The sequence below is a fragment of the Streptomyces sp. NPDC087787 genome (assembly GCF_044743035.1).
Lineage (GTDB): Bacteria > Actinomycetota > Actinomycetes > Streptomycetales > Streptomycetaceae > Streptomyces.
The window spans coordinates 82,729-101,015 of record NZ_JBIUVQ010000020.1; the positions used below are offsets into that span (position 1 = coordinate 82,729).

General features: G+C 72.3%; 18 protein-coding genes. 13 read left to right on the top strand and 5 right to left on the bottom strand.

The window, feature by feature from the left end; translation table 11 throughout:
* Nucleotides 1-17: 17 nt before the first annotated feature.
* The 5 genes from ACIOWN_RS28135 to ACIOWN_RS28155 form a co-directional block, all read right to left on the bottom strand.
* Entirely contained in the window at nt 18-2,747 is a 2,730-nt protein-coding gene (locus ACIOWN_RS28135; RefSeq protein WP_401983668.1) for an ATP-binding protein, read from the bottom strand.
* 431 nt (nt 2,748-3,178) lie between these two features.
* Nucleotides 3,179-4,093, bottom strand: a complete 915-nt coding sequence (locus ACIOWN_RS28140; protein ID WP_362353927.1) for a LuxR family transcriptional regulator — start codon at nt 4,091-4,093, stop codon at nt 3,179-3,181.
* A gap of 429 nt (nt 4,094-4,522) precedes the next feature.
* Nucleotides 4,523-4,717, bottom strand: coding sequence for a ferredoxin (locus ACIOWN_RS28145; protein WP_100570044.1), 195 nt, complete (start codon nt 4,715-4,717; stop codon nt 4,523-4,525).
* 114 nt (nt 4,718-4,831) lie between these two features.
* The gene (locus tag ACIOWN_RS28150) at nt 4,832-5,056 is read right to left on the bottom strand and encodes an MbtH family protein (protein ID WP_100570043.1); all 225 of its coding nucleotides are present in this window, start codon (nt 5,054-5,056) and stop codon (nt 4,832-4,834) included.
* 135 nt (nt 5,057-5,191) lie between these two features.
* Nucleotides 5,192-6,376: a cytochrome P450 gene (locus tag ACIOWN_RS28155; RefSeq protein ID WP_362353930.1), complete on the bottom strand. Its 1,185-nt coding sequence runs from the start codon at nt 6,374-6,376 to the stop codon at nt 5,192-5,194.
* Nucleotides 6,377-6,755: 379 nt separating this feature from the next.
* Here ACIOWN_RS28155 and ACIOWN_RS28160 point away from each other — a divergent pair, with 379 nt between their 5' ends.
* The 13 genes from ACIOWN_RS28160 (at nt 6,756) to ACIOWN_RS28220 (ending at nt 18,098) form a co-directional block, all read left to right on the top strand.
* Nucleotides 6,756-7,007, top strand: a complete 252-nt coding sequence (locus tag ACIOWN_RS28160) for an acyl carrier protein (protein WP_100570041.1) — start codon at nt 6,756-6,758, stop codon at nt 7,005-7,007.
* Nucleotides 7,008-7,062: 55 nt separating this feature from the next.
* Nucleotides 7,063-8,319, top strand: a complete 1,257-nt coding sequence (locus ACIOWN_RS28165; RefSeq protein ID WP_362353932.1) for a beta-ketoacyl-[acyl-carrier-protein] synthase family protein — start codon at nt 7,063-7,065, stop codon at nt 8,317-8,319.
* Nucleotides 8,316-9,491 carry a beta-ketoacyl synthase N-terminal-like domain-containing protein gene (locus tag ACIOWN_RS28170; RefSeq protein ID WP_362353934.1) on the top strand — a complete coding sequence of 392 codons (1,176 nt, stop codon included), beginning with the start codon at nt 8,316-8,318 and terminating at the stop codon, nt 9,489-9,491. Before ACIOWN_RS28165 ends, ACIOWN_RS28170 begins: the two co-directional genes overlap by 4 nt.
* The gene (locus tag ACIOWN_RS28175) at nt 9,488-10,450 is read left to right on the top strand and encodes a beta-ketoacyl synthase N-terminal-like domain-containing protein (RefSeq protein ID WP_362353936.1); all 963 of its coding nucleotides are present in this window, start codon (nt 9,488-9,490) and stop codon (nt 10,448-10,450) included. The genes ACIOWN_RS28170 and ACIOWN_RS28175 overlap by 4 nt, the downstream gene beginning before the upstream one ends.
* Nucleotides 10,447-11,295 (top strand): alpha/beta hydrolase, encoded by an 849-nt coding sequence (locus ACIOWN_RS28180; RefSeq protein ID WP_362353938.1) that lies wholly within the window; start codon nt 10,447-10,449, stop codon nt 11,293-11,295. The genes ACIOWN_RS28175 and ACIOWN_RS28180 overlap by 4 nt, the downstream gene beginning before the upstream one ends.
* A gap of 21 nt (nt 11,296-11,316) precedes the next feature.
* Nucleotides 11,317-12,357, top strand: coding sequence for a thioesterase family protein (locus ACIOWN_RS28185; RefSeq protein ID WP_362353940.1), 1,041 nt, complete (start codon nt 11,317-11,319; stop codon nt 12,355-12,357).
* 27 nt (nt 12,358-12,384) lie between these two features.
* Nucleotides 12,385-13,488 carry a beta-ketoacyl synthase N-terminal-like domain-containing protein gene (locus ACIOWN_RS28190; protein WP_362353942.1) on the top strand — a complete coding sequence of 368 codons (1,104 nt, stop codon included), beginning with the start codon at nt 12,385-12,387 and terminating at the stop codon, nt 13,486-13,488.
* A gap of 68 nt (nt 13,489-13,556) precedes the next feature.
* Entirely contained in the window at nt 13,557-13,820 is a 264-nt protein-coding gene (locus ACIOWN_RS28195) for an acyl carrier protein (protein WP_100570035.1), read from the top strand.
* Entirely contained in the window at nt 13,817-14,311 is a 495-nt protein-coding gene (locus ACIOWN_RS28200; protein ID WP_362353944.1) for a hypothetical protein, read from the top strand. The genes ACIOWN_RS28195 and ACIOWN_RS28200 overlap by 4 nt, the downstream gene beginning before the upstream one ends.
* On the top strand, nt 14,308-14,793 hold the full coding sequence (locus ACIOWN_RS28205) for a beta-hydroxyacyl-ACP dehydratase (RefSeq protein WP_362353946.1): 486 nt from the start codon (nt 14,308-14,310) through the stop codon (nt 14,791-14,793). Before ACIOWN_RS28200 ends, ACIOWN_RS28205 begins: the two co-directional genes overlap by 4 nt.
* A gap of 65 nt (nt 14,794-14,858) precedes the next feature.
* The gene (gene fabG, locus ACIOWN_RS28210) at nt 14,859-15,605 is read left to right on the top strand and encodes a 3-oxoacyl-[acyl-carrier-protein] reductase (protein ID WP_362353947.1); all 747 of its coding nucleotides are present in this window, start codon (nt 14,859-14,861) and stop codon (nt 15,603-15,605) included.
* A gap of 35 nt (nt 15,606-15,640) precedes the next feature.
* Complete coding sequence (locus ACIOWN_RS28215) at nt 15,641-16,351, top strand: DsbA family protein (RefSeq protein WP_362353949.1); 711 nt, start codon at nt 15,641-15,643, stop codon at nt 16,349-16,351.
* 34 nt (nt 16,352-16,385) lie between these two features.
* Nucleotides 16,386-18,098, top strand: coding sequence for an NAD(P)/FAD-dependent oxidoreductase (locus tag ACIOWN_RS28220; RefSeq protein WP_362353951.1), 1,713 nt, complete (start codon nt 16,386-16,388; stop codon nt 18,096-18,098).
* Nucleotides 18,099-18,287: the final 189 nt, after the last annotated feature.

The following is an 18,287-nucleotide window of genomic DNA, read 5'->3' on the forward strand; positions in this document are numbered from 1 at the left end:
GCTGGGCGGGCTCGTGGTCATCCGGCCGGCTCGCTCCCGTCGTGCCGGACGGTGAGGTGCTGCCCCGGCGGGAGCACGGGCCGCGCCTCCGCCGGCCCGGACGTGTCCAGGGGGTACGCGGGGTGGGCGGCGCCCGGGGAGTGCGGCTCCCGCGCAGGGCCCGGCTCCCGGCGCTGTTCCGACTCCGCGAGGCCCATCCCGCGCTGGAAGGCGGCCATCAGCCCGGGGTCGTGGCCGGTGACGTACCCGGATTCCTGGCGTGACACCGGGGCATCGCGCAGTTGCGGCACGAGGTGCTCCTGGGCTCGCCGCCGGGGCAGTCGGGGCCTCGCCATGGTCCCGCGCACCGCTCCGGCGCGCGGAACGGGCGGCGCACCGGCGTTCGCCGCCACGGCGGCCCGGTCGGCGGGCCGGATCCCCGGCACGGCCTCGGCGGGATTGTCCTGCCCTTCGCGCGCGGTCCGCCGCGGCAGGGGTTCGAGGTGCTCCCGGTGGTCGCGGTCGGCGGACTCGACGGGTCGTACGTCGCCGACGGGCGAGGTGGGGGCGGGCAGCAGATCGCCGCCGGGGGCGGGCGTGTCGCCGCCGGGCATGGGCGCGGGTACGGGGATGGGCGTGTCGCCCACGGGCGCGGGCGCGGGTACGGGGAAGGGCATGTCGCCCACGGACGCGGGCGCGGCCGTGGGTGTGTCGCGCCGGAACACAGGCGCGGGCACGGACGGGGGTACGTCGCCGCCGGGCATGGGCGCGGCCATGGACGAGAACGCGTCGGCGCCGTACGGAGGCGCGGGTACGGACACCGACCTGTCGCCCCCGAACACGGGCTCGGGCACAGACCCCGGGATGTCATCCCCGGGCACGGGGGCGGGGACGGGCCCAGACACCGGCTCATCACCTCGGGATGTGGGCGCGGGCACGGACACCGCCATGCCATTCCCGACCCCAGGCGCGGGCATGGACATCGGCATGCCACTCCCTGCCCCAGGCGCAGGCACGGACACCGACCCGCCATCCCCGGCCCCTGGCGCAGGCACGGGCGCCGGCACGCCGTACCGGGCCACAGGCGCGGGCGCGGACACCGGCGCCCCATCCCCGGCCCCAGGCGCAGGCACGGGCGCCGGCTTGCCGTGCCGGGCCTTAGACGGAGGCACGGACACCGGCCCGCGGTCCCCGGACCCGGGCGGGGGTACGGCCATGGGCGTGTCGCGTCCGGACACCGGTGTGGCCACCGGCGTGGCGGGCCCGGTGGTGCCGTTCGCGTGGGGCGCGACCGGGGGCCGGTGGGCTCCGGCCGCGCGCGTGCCCGTCACGGGATGCATCCCGCCCTCGCGCTGGCGTGTGTCGCCGGGGCGGGCGGGGGCGCCGAGCAGGCTGGTGACGGGGCTCGGCGAGGGGCGTACGCCGGTGCCGTGACCGCCGGAGAACTCCGGCGCGCGGTGGGTGCCGCCGCCGTGCAGGGCCGGCGGTCCGCCGTACGGCCCCGGGACCGCGGGCCGTGCGCCGGTGTCCAGCGCCCCGGACGACGTGCCGGAGGCTCCCGTCGACGCGCCCAGCAGGGCCTGCGGCAGGACGACGACCGCCTGCACTCCGCCGTAGATGTTGGTCTGCAGACGGACGTGGACGCCGTGCCGCCTGGCGAGCTGGGAGACCACGTACAGACCGATGCGGCCGTCGGCGAGCAGGCTCGCGACGTTGACCTGGTCGGGGTCGGCCAGCAGGGCGTTCATCCGAACCTGCTCACCGACCGGCATGCCCAGGCCCCGGTCCTCGACCTCCACCGCGAGTCCGGAGGTGACGAGGCTGGCGCGCAGCAGGACCTGGGTCTGCGGGGCGGAGAACAGCGTGGCGTTCTCGACGAGTTCGGCCACCAGGTGGATCACGTCGGCGACGGCGTGGCCTCGCAGCCGCCCCTCGATCGGCGGGGCGAGCCTGACCCGTGAGTACTGCTCGACCTCGGCGATGGCCGAGCGCAGCACCTCCGTCATGCAGACCGGGTTGCTCCACTGGCGGCGGGAGACGGCGCCGCCGAGGACGGCGAGGTTCTCGGCGTGCCGGCGGACCCGGGTGGCGAGGTGGTCGACGTGGAAGATGCCCTTGAGCAGGTCGGGGTCCTCGATGTCGTTCTCCAGCTCGTCGAGGATGGAGATCTCCCGGTGCACCAGGGACTGAAGACGCCGGGCGAGATTGACGAAGACCTCCAGTTTCTGTTCGCTGCCGGTGCGGCTGGAGAGCTGGGCGGCGTGCACGACGGCGGCGAGGGCCCCGTCGTGGGCGCGTGCAAGGTCCGCGGCGAGCAGGTCGATCTCGTCGGCGTCCTCCGGCGGGCCGCCGTGCGGCTTGCGCCGCGGCAGGGCCTCGCCCCGGCGCAGGGCGTCGACGAGCCCGCGCAGTTCGGCCTCGCGACGCTCGGTGCCGTGGCGCAGGACGCCGATCCGGTCGTGCACCGACCGGGCGGCCCGGCCGGCGGCGACGGCGGCGATCGCGATGCCGGCGACCGTGACCGCGAACGCTCCGGCGAGCACGGCCCACAGGACGAGACCGGGGCGTGCGCCGGTGGAGCGCACGGTGAAGAGCACGGCCGCTCCGGCGCTGAGCGCGACCGAGGTCGGCGGCAGCACCGCCATGCGCAGCAGCTGAGGCCGTAGACGGGTCTCGGGCAGCGAGGGGACGGTGCGGGTCACCGGCCGCCCGTGCCGCCCGCCCTCACGGCGGTCTGCGCGGGCGGCCGGTGCACGGAGGTGAGACATCTGATCCTCGTACGGGTCCGTCGGGCCTGTGTACTCGCGCCCGGGGCGCGAGCGGGCATGCGCCATCGCTGTGCCGGTCGACAGCGGCGCGTGTACGGCCCCGCGTCGCCCCACGGACACTGACAGTAGTCACCAACGCACGAGGTGAAATGGACAGTTGACGAAATCCCCCAGGAAGCGTCCCGCTCTGGTATGAGCGTTCGCACGACAGAGCTATCACCAGCGCCGCCATACGGAAGCGGACCGAAAGACAGCGATCCCTCCCGGTCAGAACCGGTCACGAACGAACGGCGGAGCCGGAGGGCCCTCCCTCTCCGGCCCCGCCGTCCGCCGCGCCGTCGGTGCGGCCTCGTCGGGCCGGAGCGATCCCTGCCCCTCTCCGCCCCCGACCAGCACTCTCCGCACCGTCACCCGCTGTGTCGGACCACGCGTCAGGGTCGGGGATCGGCGACGGCATCCGGCTCGTAGGAGTGGCGCCGGGCCAGTTGCGGTACGGACTGGACGGAGCGCAGGGCGGCCGGGGAGTAGGCGCCGCGCGGTGGTGGTGTGCCGCCGCCCGCCGCCCATCCCGCCGGAGTACGCCCGCGGGACGGCTCCGCGCCCGGGCGGACGCGGGGGGTGAGCAGGCCGAGTTCGGCGGCGCGCACCCCCGCCTGGAACCGGGACCGGGCGTCGAGGATCTCCATGATGGTGGCGATGTGCCGGCGATAGGTGCGCACGGAGATGGACAGTTCGCGCGAGGCGGCCTCGTCGGTGGCCCCGGTGTGGAGGTAGTGCAGTATCTGCTGGACGAGTTCGACGCGGGCATGGGCGCCCAGGCACACCCAGGCGGTGGCGTCGACCGCGTGACTCCAGACGGTGTCGAAGAGGGTCTGGCCGCACTGGGTGACGGAGGACGCCCGCAGGACGGACGCCTGGCGCTCGCCCGCCGTCTCGGTGCACACCAGCGTCGTCCGGCCGTCGACGATCAGGGACGTCATCAGCGGAATGCGGGCGATACGGACGGCCTTGCGCCCCCTGCGGGCGAGCTCCCGCACCAGTTCGTGGTCGAGTGTGTCACGGGTGCACAGGATCCTGAGCCGCACCAGGTCGCCACGTCTGCACAGCAGTTCGCGCAGTATCGCGTAGACGGCCTCCGCGTGACCGGGTAAGGCGACCACGGCGTCGACCGAGCGTCCGGCCCCTTCCGCCAACTCCACGGCGGCCGCCAGGATCTCGGCGTCGATCGGGTGCAGCGCGGTGGCGAGCGGTTCTCCGGACGCCCCGTCCCGGTGCTCCCGGTACTCCCGGTGCTTCGCCACCGTGGAGAGAATCAGGGAATGCACGTCCAGGAAGACCTGGTCCATGTCGTGCCGGCCCGCCCCCTCCCGGCCGGCTCCCCCGTGTTCATGCGACCTTCCCCCGAACTGGTTCCGCATTCCTCACCCCGTCTGGCCGGATCTGGCTGCACCTGAGTGCTCGACCGTACGGCGAGGGGCATGCCCGGGGAAGGCCGCGCCCGCGCCCCCGTTCGCGCACTGCCGACCGCCGGGCCGCGCGATTGGGACGGCAGGCGCCGACGGTTCGGGCGCGAGTCCCCAGCCCTCATGGGACGTGGGGGCCCACCTGGGACACGTATGATGTCTGTGAACTGGAGGGGACGCTAGTTCCGCAACATGTTCCACGTCAACGGCCCCTGGAGCAAAGAAAGTTCTGCCGGGAAGTAAACCTCCGGGGGCGGTCGGAGCCCCTCTCGGCGCCCGCCTTCCCGTGGCCCCCTCTCGCTCCTCCAGCTCTCACTCCTCCAGGCGGATGGCCCGGGCCGGGCAGACCGCGGCGGCCTGCCGGACGTCGTCCGCGCGGTCGGCGGGCGGGGTGTCGTCGAGCAGGACGGCGATGCCGTCCTCGTCCCGCTGGTCGAACACGTCGGCGGCGGTCAGCACGCACTGGCCGGAGGCGACGCACGTGTCCTGGTCGATGAGAACCTTCATGACTTCCTCCTCGGAACGCCCTCGGGGCCTGAAAAGGGGCTGACCTGTGCGGGCGCGGCGGCACCGCCGCACGGGCGAGCCCGCCCCACGCACAGATCAGCCCGCGGCCGGCGGCTACTCGCCCGCCGCCGCCTCCATCTCACGCACCAGGCTGAGCGGCCGCATGTCGGTCCAGTTCTCGTTGACGTACTCCAGGCACGCCTCCCGGCCGGCCCGGCCGTGCGCGACCGTCCAGCCGGCCGGAACCTCGGCGAAGGCCGGCCAGAGCGAATGCTGGCCCTCGTCGTTGACCAGCACGTAGTAGTCGGCGTCGTTGTCCTCGAAAGGATTGGTGCTCATATACCCTTCTCCATCCTGCGATGCGGTCCGCCTGAACTGGGTTGTCTCCACAGGCGATTGCGGGAATCCTTCGTATCGGTGATTTCAATCCTCCCGGACTGTTCGACGTCGAACGGGGCAGGCCGCCGGGAATTGTCAGAGCCGGACGGGAAGCGCGGCCGGAGACCTGACGAGCAGAGCGGGCTGATAACGGAGCTCCGACGGGTGCACGGCGAGTCGGACGTCCGGGAAACGCTCGAAGACACGGCGGATCGATATCTCCGCCTGGGCCCGCGCCAGATGCGTTCCGATGCAGTAGTGGATGCCGTGCCCGAAAGTGAGGTGCACCGGTTTCGGGCGGTCGATGTCCAGTTCGTCCGGCCGGTCGGGAAAGGCCTCCGGGTCGTGGTTCGCACTGGCCGGGGAGAGCATCACGATCTCGCCCGCCGGAATCGTGGTGCCCGCGATCTCGACGTCCTCCAGGGTCAGCCGCTGGAGGGTGTACATCATGGGGCCGGCGAACCGGATCAACTCGTCGACGGCCCGGGGGATCCGGTCGAGGTCGGCCTTGAGCCGCGCGGCCTGGCCGGGGTGGGTCAGCAGTCCCACGAAGCAGCCGGTCACCAGGGCGGTGGTGGTCTCGTTGCCGCCGGTCATCAGCGCGAAAGCGGTGGAGAGGATCTCCTTCGGGGTCAGCAGCTTGTCGCCCTCGGCGTGCACCATCGCGGAGACCAGGTCGTCGGTCGGGTGCCGCTGCTTCTGGGCGATCAGATCGGCCATGTAGGCGGACAGTTGCCGGGTGTGCTCGGCCAGGACGCCGGTCGGGTCGGCGGCGTCGGTGGACCGCATCGTGTTCGACCAGACCTTGAACTGCCGCCAGTCGGCGGCGGGAACGCCCAGGAGCTGGGCGATCGCGATGATCGGCAGCGGCTCGGTGAGACCGGACAGCAGATCAGGACGCGGCTGCGCGGCGAGTTCGTCGAGCAGCCCGTCGACGACCTTCTCCAGGCTGGGACGCATGTTCGCGACCCGCTTGGGCGTGAAGGCGAACACCAGCGCCTTGCGCAGCCGGGTGTGCCGCGGCGGGTCGGAGTTGGCCAGGTGGTGGGTGATCTCGTCGGCCGGCTGCAGCTCCTTGCCGATCTGCCGGCCGAGCGCCCGGTACAGGTTCCCGATGTCCCGGCTCATCCGGGGGTCGGCCAGCGCGTTGCGGACGTCCTCGTACCGGGTGACCACCCAGGCCCGCGCTCCGTCCGGTGTCTGCACCATGGTCACCGGCTGTTCGGCGCGCAGCGCGGCGAAGGTCGGATACGGGTTCTGGGTGTATGCGTCACTGAACATCCAGTGCTTCGAAAGCGCTCCGCCGGCTGCCATCGATGCTCTCCCTGCGGTCGTCCGGTGAGCCTCCGCACTGCTCGCGGGGCACGTCCGGCCCACCAGCCTGGCCGGGCCGGGCGTGTTCGTCAGCGCTGATGCGGAATCTTCGATGTGCCGCTCCGGGACGGGCCACACGTGGCTGATTCGAATTCTTCGTACCGGTCTGGTGAACGTCGGTTCACCCCGGCTACGTTCGCCGAGGCGTGTGAGTGATGCGCCGAATTCCAAGAGGAATTGCCGGTACGAACGGGGAACTTCCGTGCCGGACCTGGTGATCGAACTCGTCCATTCCATGCGCGGCTCGTTCGGGCCGGCGTCATCATCACGAGGGAGCAGGATCGATATGACGACCTCTGCGGAGAGCACGTCCGAGAAAATCAAGGAAATCGTCTGCGACATTCTCGAGCTCGAGGAGGACGAGGTCACCGAGAGCAGCCTGTTCAAGGAGGACCACGGCGCCGACTCGCTGCGCGCGATCGAGATCCTCGCCGCCCTGGAGAAGCACTTCCACGTCGTCATCGACCAGGCCGAACTGGGCCGCATGGTCAACCTCAAGGGCGTGGAAGAGGTCGTCGCGGAAGCCGCCGGCAAGTAGGCACGACCGAGCGGTACCGCCGCGGCACCGCCGATCGAAACCGGACGGAGAGACCATGCGTGCAACTGCAACCAGCAACGGGTCGGCACCACCAGCGCATCGCGTGGTCCTGACCGGCTTCGGAGTCTTCTCGAGCATCGGTGTGGGCGCGGTCGAGTTCGCCGAGGGGCTGCGGGCCGGGCTCAGCGGCGCCAAGCCGATCACCAGGTTCGCGACCGAGGGTTTCGCCCACGCCAACGGCTGCGAACTGGTCGGCTTCGAGCCGCGTCAGTGGATCCGCAATCTGGACGTCGACGAACTCGGCCCCGCCACCCGCTTCTCGGTGGCCGCGGCCAGGATGGCCGTCGCCCATGCCGGACTGAGCGAGGACATCCTGCGCGGACAGCGCGGACTGATCTCCATCGGGTCCACCGACGGGGAATCGCACGACCTCGACCGCCTGGTCGAGACCGAGATCGAGCACGGCCCCGAGAAGATGGACCCGCAGGTGGTCCGGCGTGTCCCGGCGAGCCGGCTGGCCACGGCCGTCGCGCACGAACTGGGCCTGGAGGACGTCGAGGCGGTCACCATCCCGACCGCCTGCGCCGCGGGCAACTACGCCATCGGCTACGGCTTCGACGCGGTGCGCACCGGCGAGGTGGAGTTCGCGCTGTGCGGCGGCGCGGACGCCATGTGCCGCAAGACCTTCGCCGGCTTCTACCGGCTGGGCACGATCGCGCCGGACTGCTGCCGGCCGTTCGACAAGGACCGCAAGGGCATCCTGACCGGTGAGGGCGCGGGCGTACTGGTCCTGGAGAGCCTGGAGTCGGCGCTGCGCCGCGGTGCCACCATCCACGCCGAGGTCCTGGGCTACGGGCTCAACTGCGATGCCGACCACCCGGTCGCGCCCAACCAGGGCAGCATCGCCCGCTGCATGGAACTGGCCCTGAACAACGCCGGGGTGAAGCCGTCCGAGGTCGATCTGATCTCCGCGCACGGCACCGGCACCAAGGCGAACGACGTCACCGAGACCCGCGCGGTCCGCGACGTCTACGGCGAGGCGCCGCCGCGCACCGTCTCGCTGAAGTCGATGCTCGGCCACACCATGGGCGCCGCCAGCGCGCTCGCCGCGATCGCCTGCGCCCTGGCCGTCGAGGGCGGGTTCATCCCGCCGACCATCAACCACCGGGAGACCGACCCCGAGTGCGAGGTCGACTGCGTGCCCAACCACGCCGTCGACGCGGATCTGAGGATCGTGCAGAACAACGGGATGGCCTTCGGCGGCAACAACGCCGTCGTGATCCTCGCCAAGTACGAGGAGCAGGCCTCATGAGCCGGCCCGTCGTCGGAATCGGCGCGGTCGCGAGCATCGGGCGCGACCCGTCCGAGTTGTTCGAGAGCCTGTGCGCCGGGCGGAGCGGGCTGGCCCCGCTGCGCGGCTTCGACCGGTCGAAGTTCAAGGCGGGGCACCTCTTCGAGATCGACGACCGGCCCGCGCCGGGCGTGGACGTGCCGGGCCGGGCGACCGCGTTCCTGCTCGACGCGGTCGGTCAGGCGGCCCGTGACGCCGGTCTCGGTGAGGACCTCCGCGACGTGCCGATCCTGGTCGGCACCGGGCTGCGGGAGCTGCGGTCGCTGGAACTGTGGTGGCGCGACGGCGCCGAGTTCTCCCCCAAGCTCTCGGCTCCGCTCGAGCAGGGGGGACCCCCATCCGGGCGGATGCACTTCGGCACCGCCCTGCGGGAACGCTTCGGCGCGGTCGACACGCACACCTTCTCCAACGCCTGCTCCGCCTCGCTGTACGCGCTGGCGCTCGCCGTCGACCAGTTGGACTCCGGTGCGGTGGAGCACGTGATCGTGGCGGGCACCGACTCGATCACCGAGAGCATGTTCGGGCTGACCGACGCCTTCCAGCTGGAGCCGCCCGGCCGGCTCAGACCCTTCGACGTCGACCGCAAGGGCACCATCCTCGGCGAGGGCGCGGGCGCGATCGTGCTGGCCCGCGAGCCGGACGGCCACCGCCGGGTCCATGGCCGGGTGCGCTCGGTGGGCGTGAACTGCGACGCCCACCACACCACCGCGCCCCTCCAGGCCGGGGTCGCCGCCGCGATCAGGCAGGCGCACCGGCGGGCCGGGGTGAAGCCGGAGAACGTGGACCTGGTCATGCTGCACGGCACCGGTACGCCGCTCAACGACGAGGTGGAGGTACGGGCGCTGCGCGAGGTGTTCGGCGAGCACGAGCGGGTGCCGCTGGTGACCGCCGTCAAGTCGATGACCGGGCACACCGCGGGCTCTGCCGGGGTGCTGAGCCTCATCACGGCCCTGCGGGCCATGTCCACCGGGCGGATCCCGCCGGTGACCGAACTCGACGAACCGACCGAGGACGTGAGCGCGTTGCGGCTGGTGCACACCACCGAGGCCACCGGTCGCGTCGAGGTGGCGCAGGTCAACGGCTTCGGCTTCGGCGGGCTGAACGCGGTGGCCATCGTGGAGGCGGCCCGGTGAACGAGTTTTTGAGGATCGTGGTCAGCGGTGTGGGTCCGGCGCTGCCCGGGGTGGCCGGCCCCGGGGACCTGGTGGCCGGGCCGGCCTTCCCCGCGGAGCCGGTGGACCCGGCCGCCCTGCTCGGCAAGAAGGGCCTGAAGTACAAGGACCGCGCCACCCGGCTCGGACTGTGCGCGGCCTTCGCCGGACTGTGCGACGCCGGGCTGCGGGACGCGGACGGCCCGTTGGCCGACGGCGACGGCGTGGGCGTCGTGGTGGCGTCCAACTACGGCAACGCGGACACCATTTGCCGGGTGGTCACGACCATCGCGGCCGAGACGACCCGGGGCACCAGTCCCATGGACAGCCCCAACGCCTCCAGCAACATCGTCGCCTCCGAGATCGCCATCCGCTTCAAGCTGAGCGGCCCCAACCTGACCGTCTGCAACGGCGACTCCTCCGGGCTCGACGCGCTGCGCTGGGCCGCCGGCCTGCTGGGCTCCGGACGGGCCGAGCAGATGGTGGTCGTCGGGGTCGAGCCGGACAACGAGGTGGTGCGCAAATTGGTCGGCTCCGACCGGATCGTGGACGGCGCAGTCGCGGTGGTCCTGGAGCGCGCCGAGACCGCGCGGGCGCGCGGGGTGCGGCCGCGGGCCCGTCTGGGCGGCTTCGTGCGCACCGGCGGGATCGAGGAGTGCGTCGGGCGGCTCGACGCGCTCGGCGGCGGCACCCCGGCCGGGTGGTACCCGCCGGAGACCGCCAGCGGCACCGAACCGCCCGCGAAGCTGCTGGCCGGGGTTCCCCGGCACCGGATGCCCGACGGCTGGGGCGTGCTCTCCGGCGCGCTGGGCCTGGCTCAGTGCGCCGCCGCCACCGGCCGGTTCGACGCGGGCGAGCCCGGCCCCCTGTACGCGCTGGCCGGCCGCGGGGACGACGGTGTCGCCGGACTCCTCCTGCTCGCCCCCGGAGACGCCCGGTGAGCCACGACCGGCCGCAGCCGCCGGACCCGGCCGGCGACTCCGCGTGCGCGGTGCACCGCAAACGGCCGACCGGCGGTACCCGTGCCCTCCTGCTGCACGGACTGGCCAACAGCTCATCCGTATGGGACGCGTTGGCCGCGAGGGAGGCCGGCGGCCTGGACCTGTGGACCGCCGAACTCCCCTGGGGCGGCGGGCGGTCACCGGCCTGGGCCTACGGCCCGCACGCGTCCCGCGCGGTCGCGGACGCGCTCGGGCAGGTGCCCGACGGCGCCGGCATCGTGGTGGCCCACTCCTTCTCCACCGTGCTGCTCCTTGAGCTGCTCGGCGAGGAACTGGCCAGAGGCGGCGACCCGTTCGCACGCCACGGCATCGAGGGCCTGGTCCTGGTGTCGCCGTTCTACCGCCGTGATCCGGAGAGTTTCGAGTACGGCGTCGTCGGCGACATGCTGGAGAACTTCCGCCGCACCATGGAAGAGGGCATCCGGGTGGTGGCAGGACCCCGGCTCGACCCCTCGCTGCGCCGCGACATGGCGCAGCGGGTCTGCGAACAGGTCGGCCCGTACGGCTATCTGAGCTTCTTCCGCAGCTATCTGCACACGCCCTGGCTGCGCACCGAACTGATCACGGTGCCCTCGCTGGTGATCGGCGGGGAGGAGGACTTCACCGCCGTCCCCGCCGAGAGCAGGGCGCTCGCCGCCGATCTCCCTGACGCCCGCTGCCGGTTCATCCCCGGGGCCGGCCACTTCCCGATGGTGGAGCAGGCGGACGCCTTCTCCGCGGCCCTCGGTGAGTTCCTCGACGCCATCGGGTGCCCCGCGCCCGCGGCCGTCGACCAACCCGCTTGACAGAACAGGAGCCTGAGCAGCATGACGTCCCCGATCAGCAGTGTTCCCGAGCCGACCGAGCAGTCGTTGGACGATTTCTTCGACGTCACCGGCCACTTCTCGCTGCGGCCGTCCTACGAGGGCGGCAACATCAGCACGACCATCGGCTTCAAGCACGTGCACTACCTGCTCGAGGCCGCCGTGCTCGAGCACTTCCGCGCCGCGGGTCTGGGCGCCACGGCCCTCTACGTCGAGTACGGCGCCGGCTTCGACGTGGTCTCCGTGGACACCCGGCTGCACACGGTGCTCACCCTGGACGACACGGTCGCCGTCGAGGTCAGGCCGGTCACCAAGGACTCCGACACCCGGCTGCGTTTCGCGCTCACCGGGACCGTGGAGCGGGACGGCGCGCCGCGCAAGGCGGTGACCAGCAAGGTCGAGGTCTCCCTCCGGGCCATCGAGCACGTACCGGACCCGAAGCCGCTGCCCGAGCGCCTGACGCGCTTCGTGGTGCCGCGGCTGGGGCAGGCGACGCCGAAGCCGCTCGCCGCCGCCCCGGTGGACAACATCGACCTGTCCGCGCAGCGCGGTGTCACCACCCGCTCCGGCGACCCGGTGCTTGCCGAGATCATCGGCGACGACAACGCGTTCGGCTGGAAGTGGCGCGTGCCGTACTTCTACTGCCACTTCACCAGCCACATGCAGATGTCCGGCTTCCTGCGGCAGATGGAGGAGGTCCTGCACCTGTTCGTCGCCGACCGGGGCATCGCCATCCAGCGCCTGCTGGACGAGCGCAGCTGGATCCCGGTGGTGACCAAGTGCGACATCGAACTCACCGACGAGGTGCGGATCGAGGACGAGCTGTACACCGTCTTCACCGTCGAGGACATTTTCAAGGCCGTCCTGTTCACAGCCCGAATGGACTGCTACGTGGTGCGCGACGGCGCGCTGGTGCCGGTCGCCACCGGACACATCACCCACGGCTACGTCACCAAGGAGTCGCCGGAGCGCGACTGGTCCCTGGTCACCTTCGACGACGAGGTGCTGGCCGCGCTCGGCGGCAAGACCCCCGCCGCCGGCTGACCCGACCTGTCGGAAGGAGCTGTCGCCATGAGCAGCGACACCAGGGGCGCCGCCCGCAGACCGGTGATCACCGCCTGGTCGGCCGTGTCCCCGTTCGGGATGGGGCGTGCGGCGTTCGTCGAGGGGATGCACAAGGGCGGTGAGACCGCCGTCCGGATCGACCGCGAGCAGTGGCAGGTGCCCGACGAGCGGGCCAGGCTGGTGCCCGGCTTCAGCCCGCGCGCGGCGCTGGGCCGCAAGGGCACCCGGTCGATGGACCGGGTGACGGGGCTCGCGGTCAGCGCCGTCGGTGCGCTGCTCGACGACGCCGAGCGCAACCACGAGGTCGCCACCGGCGACCGGGGGGCCGTCGTGCTCGGCACCACCACCGGCAGCGCGCAGAGCATGATGGACTTCACCCGTGACTCGCTGACCGGTGAGCAGCCGTACTTCGTCGACCCGGCGCAGATGCCCAACACGGTGATGAACTGCGCGGCGGGCCAGTGTGCGATCCGGCACCGGATCAAGGGTCCGAACGCCACCATCGCCGGTGGCCGGCTGGCCGGGCTGCTCGCGCTGAACTACGCGCGCAGACTGCTCGGCGCGGGCCGGGCCGAGGCGGTGCTGTGCGGCTCCGCGGAGGAGTACTCCAACGAGCGGTCCTGGCTGGAGTGGCACACCCGGACCGACGAGGAGAGGCCGGCGCTGCTCGGGGAGGGCGCCGGCATGCTGCTCCTCGAACCCGAGGAGTCCGTCGCCGCCGAACACGTGCTGGCCGAGGTGCTCGCCGTGGAGAGCGGCGTGTTCGCCGAGGGCCGGCTGCCGATGGTGCTCGGCTCCTGTCTGCGCCGCGCCATGGACCGCGCCTCGGTGGAACCTTCGCAGGTGTGGGCGGCCGTGCCGTGCGGCGCCGGCGACGCGCTCGGCGCGCGTGAACGCGCCGTGCTGGCTGAGACGTTCGGCCCCGCAGCGCTCGAACAGGTGCCGAACACCGAGCTGTTCGGGGACGCGTCGGCGGCCTCGGTGAGCCTTCAGATCGCCTCCGTGCTCGCGGTCGCCGAGCGGACGCCCGGTACCGCCGGGCGGGTCGCGGTGGTCACCGCGGTGGAACGCGACGGCGGAACCGGCTGCGCGCTGCTGCGGCTGCGCTGAGCACCGGTACGGCCCGGAACCGACCGGGCCGTACCGGGAAACGAAACGAACGGAGGAGAGCGGAAGTCATGACGGCACAGCCCTTCGAGAAGCTGGACAAGGAAGAACTGCGGCGGACCCTGGCCGATGTGATCGACGTCGACGCCACCGACATAGAGGAGGCCACCGACTTCGTGGAGGAGTTGCAGGTCGACTCGCTGCTGCTGCTGGAACTGGTCGTGGTGCTGGAGAAGAAGTACCAGGTCAAGTTCACCGAGCAGGAGATGCGGACGGCCCGCACCTTCAGCCAGGCACGCGCGCTGCTCGAACGCAAGCTGGCGGTGTCGGCGTGACCGTCTCCCCACCGGCGGCACCCGCCGAGCCGGTCGCCCGGGGCTCCTACGAGCCGGTCGTCCCGAGGTCCTACGCCCCGAGACCCTCCCCGGTGGACGCCGGGATCGAGGTGGCGTCGGTGGCCCGGTCCGTGCCGGACGCCGGAGGCGCCGGAGTGCTCAGCGCGGTGGCCACCGTCGCGATCGACGGGACGGAGCCGGTCTTCGCGGGCCACTACCCCGACTTCCCGATCTTCCCCGGTGTCTGCATCGTCGAATGCGTGCAGCGCGCCGCGCTCGCGGTGGCCGAGCGGTCCGGGATGCCCGAACCCCGGCTGCTCGCCGTGGAGTCCACCCGTTTCCTCGGTGCCGTACGCCCCGGTGATCTGCTCACCGTGCGCCTGGAGCTGCGTGACCACGCGGGCGGCGTACGCTGCCGGGCCACGGCGAGCACCGAGCGCGGCGAGGCCGCTTCGGTACGGCTGCGGCTGTCCGGTGAGGTCGCGGTATGAACACCGTCCAGGTCGAGCGCCTGCTTCCGCACCGGTTCCCCATGCTCCTCGTCGACCGGGTCGTCGACCTGGTTCCGGGCGAGAGCGTCACCGCGACGAAGGCGATCACCCGCAACGAGCAGTGCTACCGCGGCGTCGGCGCGCTCAACGCCGGCGTCTGCCTTCAGTACCCGCCGACGCTCCTGATCGAGTCCTGGGGCCAGACCGCCGGCATCCTGGCGACCTGGCGCTCCCCCGGCGAGCAGGGCGACGCGCACGAGACCGACCGGGTGATGCTGCTCGGCGGGCTCTCCGGGGTCGTGTTCCACCGGCCGGTGCTGCCGGGGGACGTGCTCCTGCACCGGGCCCGGCTCTCCCGCGCCCTGTCCGACACCGCGATTTTCGAGGGCGAGACCTCGTGCGACGGCGAGGTGGTGATGTCGGTCGAGCGGATGGTGATGGCGTTCCGCCCGTCCGGCCGGCTGCTGCCGTCCGCCGGTTGAGCCGACGTACAGCCGGCATACGGCCGACGTACGACCGACCTACGACCGACAAGGAGGAACGCCCGATGGCACAGGACACCAAGCCGGTCGCGCTGGTCAGCGGCGGCTCGCGCGGCATCGGCCGCGCCGTGGTGAAGCGGCTGGCCGCCGACGGCCACGACGTCAGCTTCTGCTACCAGTCCAACGACGAGGCCGCGACCGCGCTGGAGAAGGAGCTCGCCGAGTTCGACGTCCGGGTGCTGGCCAGGAAGGTCGACGTGGCGCAGCCCGATTCGGTGCGCGCCTGGGTGGCCGAGACCCAGGAGATTCTGGGCACGGTGGACGTCGCGGTCACCGCCGCGGGCATCACGCGTGACAACCCGCTGCTGATGATGACCGACGAGCAGTGGAAGGACGTGCTCGCGGTCAACCTCGACGGCACGTATCACGTCTGCCGCTCGGTCGTGTTCGAGATGATGAAGCGCCGCTCCGGCTCGCTGGTGCTGCTCTCCTCGGTGGCCGGCGTCCACGGCCACGCCACCCAGTCCAACTACGCGGCGACCAAGGCCGGGATCATCGGCTTCGCCAAGTCGCTGGCCAAGGAGGTCGGCCGCTACGGCATCCGGTCCAACGTGGTCGCCCCCGGCTTCATCGAGACCGACATGACGGCGGTGCTGAGCGACAAGGTCCGCGAACAGATGCTGGCCTCGATCCCCCTGAACCGTTTCGGCGGGGCCGACGAGGTCGCCGACCTGGTGTCCTTCCTGGCCTCCGAGCGTGCCGGCTACATCACCGGTTCCGTCTTCCAGGTCGACGGCGGCATCACCATCTGAGCCCACCCCCGATTTCCCCACCGAAGGACGCCGCCATGGCCAAGAAGCCGCCCCGCTGGTACTTCTCCCTGCGCAGCCCGTACTCCTGGTTCGCCCACCACGACCTGAAGAAGCACCATCCCGACGTCCTGGACAGCGTGCGGTGGATCCCGTTCTGGGAGCCGGACGCGCGCAGCCAGGAACTGCTCGCCCAGGCCGGGGCCGAACTGCCACTGGTGCCGATGGCGCGGGAGAAGAACTTCTACATCCTCCAGGACGCGCGGCGGCTGGCCGAGGACCGCGGGCTCGACGTCACCTGGCCGATCGACCGGGAACCGGTCTGGGAGGTGGCGCACCTGGCCTATCTGGTGGCCGAGGACGCCGGGAAGGGCAAGGAGTTCGTCGACCGGGTCTACCGCGCCCGCTGGCAGGAGTCGCAGAACATCTCCGACCCCGCCGTGATCGGCTCGATCGCCGAGGAACTGGGCCTGGACCCGGACCGGGCCGCCGGCGCGGCCGACGATCCGCAACTGCGTGCCCGGGGTGCGGACATCCTGGCCGCGTCGGCGAGGGACGGCCTGTTCGGGGTGCCGTTCTTCGTCCACGGCCACGACAAATTCTGGGGCGTCGACCGGGTGGCCGCCTTCGTCGCCGCGCTGCGCGGTGTCCCGCGCTCCGCCGTCGCCGTGCCGGACGCGGACGCGGCCGCGCTGCCGCGGATGGCCGCGGCGGGCGCGGACGCCGGTCACGCCGGCGGCTGCGGCTGAGCCGCCTTCACCGAGACGATCCCGAGGGGGCGCGATGAGCGACGAGCACCGGCTCGCGGACGACTGGGACGCGATCGTGGTCGGCAGCGGCATGGGCGGACTGACCTGCGCCGCGTACCTGGCGGTGGCCGGCCACCGGGTGCTGGTGCTCGAACAGGCCGGGGTGCTGGGCGGCAACAGCCATGTGTTCCGCCGCCGTTCGGCCTACGAGTTCGACGCCGGCGTGCACTACATCGGCGACTGCGGTCCCGACGGCGTACTGCCGTCGATCCTGCGGGGACTGGGCCTGGGCGACCGCGTCACGTTCCGCGAGATGGACCCGGACGGATTCGACGAGGTGGTCCTGCCGGAACTCAGGATGTCCGTACCCGTCGGCTGGGACCGCTATCTCGGCCGGCTCGTCGAGGTGCTGCCTGCGGACAAGGACGGGCTGCGGGAGTTCGTGGCCGTGTGCTCGGCGGTAGGCGCCGAGATGCGCTGGACGCTGCTGTCCGCGGCCGGGGCCGAACCCGCCGAGGTGCTGCGCCGCACGCCGACCGCGGTGGCCTGGGGCCGCCGCACGCTGCACGAGCTGTTCGAGCACTGCGGCCTGTCCGCCGCCGCCCGCACCGTGCTGGCCGCGCAGGCGCTCAACTACGGGATCGGCCCCGAGGAGGCCACGGTCGGCATGCACGCGAGCGTGACCGACCACTATCTGCGGGGCGCCGCCTATCCGGTCGGCGGCGGCCAGATGCTGGCGGCGTCGCTGACCGAGGCGATCACCGGGCACGGCGGGACGGTCAGGACCGGGCACCGGGTGGACCGGGTGCTGGTCGAACAGGGCCGTGCGTGCGGTGTCGTGCTGGACGGCGGACGGGAACTGCGCTCGCCGGTCGTGGTGTCCAACGCCGACTATGTGCGCACCGTCCGGGAGTTGACCGGCGAGGAGCACTTCCCCGCGTCGATCGGGAAGCGGGCCCGGACGGCCGTGACGGGCTTCCCCCTGGTGGTGCTCTACGTGGGGCTCGACCGGGAACTGCCGGGCAGAACCGGGGCGAACCTGTGGTGGCACGGGAACGCCGACGTCGAGGAGGCGTTCCGCCGGCTGGCCGGAGGGCGCTTCGACGCGCCGCCGTCGGTGTTCATCTCGTTCGCCTCGCTCAAGGACCCGGACACCGCGGCCATCCGGCCGCCGGGACACGCCAACTTCCAGGTGATGGCGCTGTGTCCGCGGTCGCTGGAGGCGTGGGGCGCGGCGGCCGCGTCCGAGAGCGGCGGGCCGTACCGCCGCGACCCGGCCTATCTGGCGGAGAAGGAGAGGGTCACCGAGGCGATGCTGGCCACCGCGGAACGCGCGCTCGGCCCCTTCCGCCGGTACGTGACCCATCTGGAGCTGGCCACTCCGGCCACACAGCGCCGCTACACCCGGTCGACCGGCGGTTCGCCCTTCGGGCTGGCCCGCTGGGGCGGCACGGGCGCCAGGCCGGACACCCGGACCAGCGTGACCGGCCTGTACGTGGTGGGGCAGAGCACCCGCTACGGCAGCGGCATCACCGGCGCCGCCGTCAGTGGCATCGCCTGCGCCGGGCAGATCCTCGGCCGCCCGCTCCTGCCGGAGGTGCACGCGGGCGCGGTGCTGGGAGACCCGGGCCGGCTGCCCGCACGCGGTCCGGACTGGGACCCGCTGCGCCTGTGCGGGGGCCGGGCCCGCCGCGGAACGCGCCCCCGCTGCACCGGTGTTCCCGGGCGGGGCGTCCTTTCCCGGTAATTGCTCGGGCGACCTGCGGCGATGGTTTATCGAGGCTTCTTATAAGGCCGTTCCGGTACGCCGGGTGAGCGGTAACGTCCCAGGCGCGGGGCGAGATCTGCTCGCCCGCCCGGCCCGGATGCGCCCGATCGGTGTGGCCCGCGGGGGCTGTTCTCCACCAGTTTTCCGATTCAAGGGGAGTGAGTAGTC

What these genes read in the sequence shown, in the direction of transcription:
- ACIOWN_RS28185 (WP_362353940.1), top strand. Translation starts at nt 11,317, where the DNA reads ATGACGTCCCCGATCAGCAGTGTTCCCGAGCCGACCGAGCAGTCGTTG.
- ACIOWN_RS28135 (WP_401983668.1), bottom strand. Translation starts at nt 2,747, where the DNA reads ATGTCTCACCTCCGTGCACCGGCCGCCCGCGCAGACCGCCGTGAGGGC.
- ACIOWN_RS28160 (WP_100570041.1), top strand. Translation starts at nt 6,756, where the DNA reads ATGACGACCTCTGCGGAGAGCACGTCCGAGAAAATCAAGGAAATCGTC.
- ACIOWN_RS28190 (WP_362353942.1), top strand. Translation starts at nt 12,385, where the DNA reads ATGAGCAGCGACACCAGGGGCGCCGCCCGCAGACCGGTGATCACCGCC.
- ACIOWN_RS28195 (WP_100570035.1), top strand. Translation starts at nt 13,557, where the DNA reads ATGACGGCACAGCCCTTCGAGAAGCTGGACAAGGAAGAACTGCGGCGG.
- ACIOWN_RS28220 (WP_362353951.1), top strand. Translation starts at nt 16,386, where the DNA reads ATGAGCGACGAGCACCGGCTCGCGGACGACTGGGACGCGATCGTGGTC.
- ACIOWN_RS28155 (WP_362353930.1), bottom strand. Translation starts at nt 6,376, where the DNA reads ATGTTCAGTGACGCATACACCCAGAACCCGTATCCGACCTTCGCCGCG.
- ACIOWN_RS28140 (WP_362353927.1), bottom strand. Translation starts at nt 4,093, where the DNA reads ATGGACCAGGTCTTCCTGGACGTGCATTCCCTGATTCTCTCCACGGTG.
- ACIOWN_RS28145 (WP_100570044.1), bottom strand. Translation starts at nt 4,717, where the DNA reads ATGAAGGTTCTCATCGACCAGGACACGTGCGTCGCCTCCGGCCAGTGC.
- ACIOWN_RS28215 (WP_362353949.1), top strand. Translation starts at nt 15,641, where the DNA reads ATGGCCAAGAAGCCGCCCCGCTGGTACTTCTCCCTGCGCAGCCCGTAC.
- ACIOWN_RS28170 (WP_362353934.1), top strand. Translation starts at nt 8,316, where the DNA reads ATGAGCCGGCCCGTCGTCGGAATCGGCGCGGTCGCGAGCATCGGGCGC.
- ACIOWN_RS28150 (WP_100570043.1), bottom strand. Translation starts at nt 5,056, where the DNA reads ATGAGCACCAATCCTTTCGAGGACAACGACGCCGACTACTACGTGCTG.
- ACIOWN_RS28165 (WP_362353932.1), top strand. Translation starts at nt 7,063, where the DNA reads ATGCGTGCAACTGCAACCAGCAACGGGTCGGCACCACCAGCGCATCGC.
- ACIOWN_RS28205 (WP_362353946.1), top strand. Translation starts at nt 14,308, where the DNA reads ATGAACACCGTCCAGGTCGAGCGCCTGCTTCCGCACCGGTTCCCCATG.
- fabG (WP_362353947.1), top strand. Translation starts at nt 14,859, where the DNA reads ATGGCACAGGACACCAAGCCGGTCGCGCTGGTCAGCGGCGGCTCGCGC.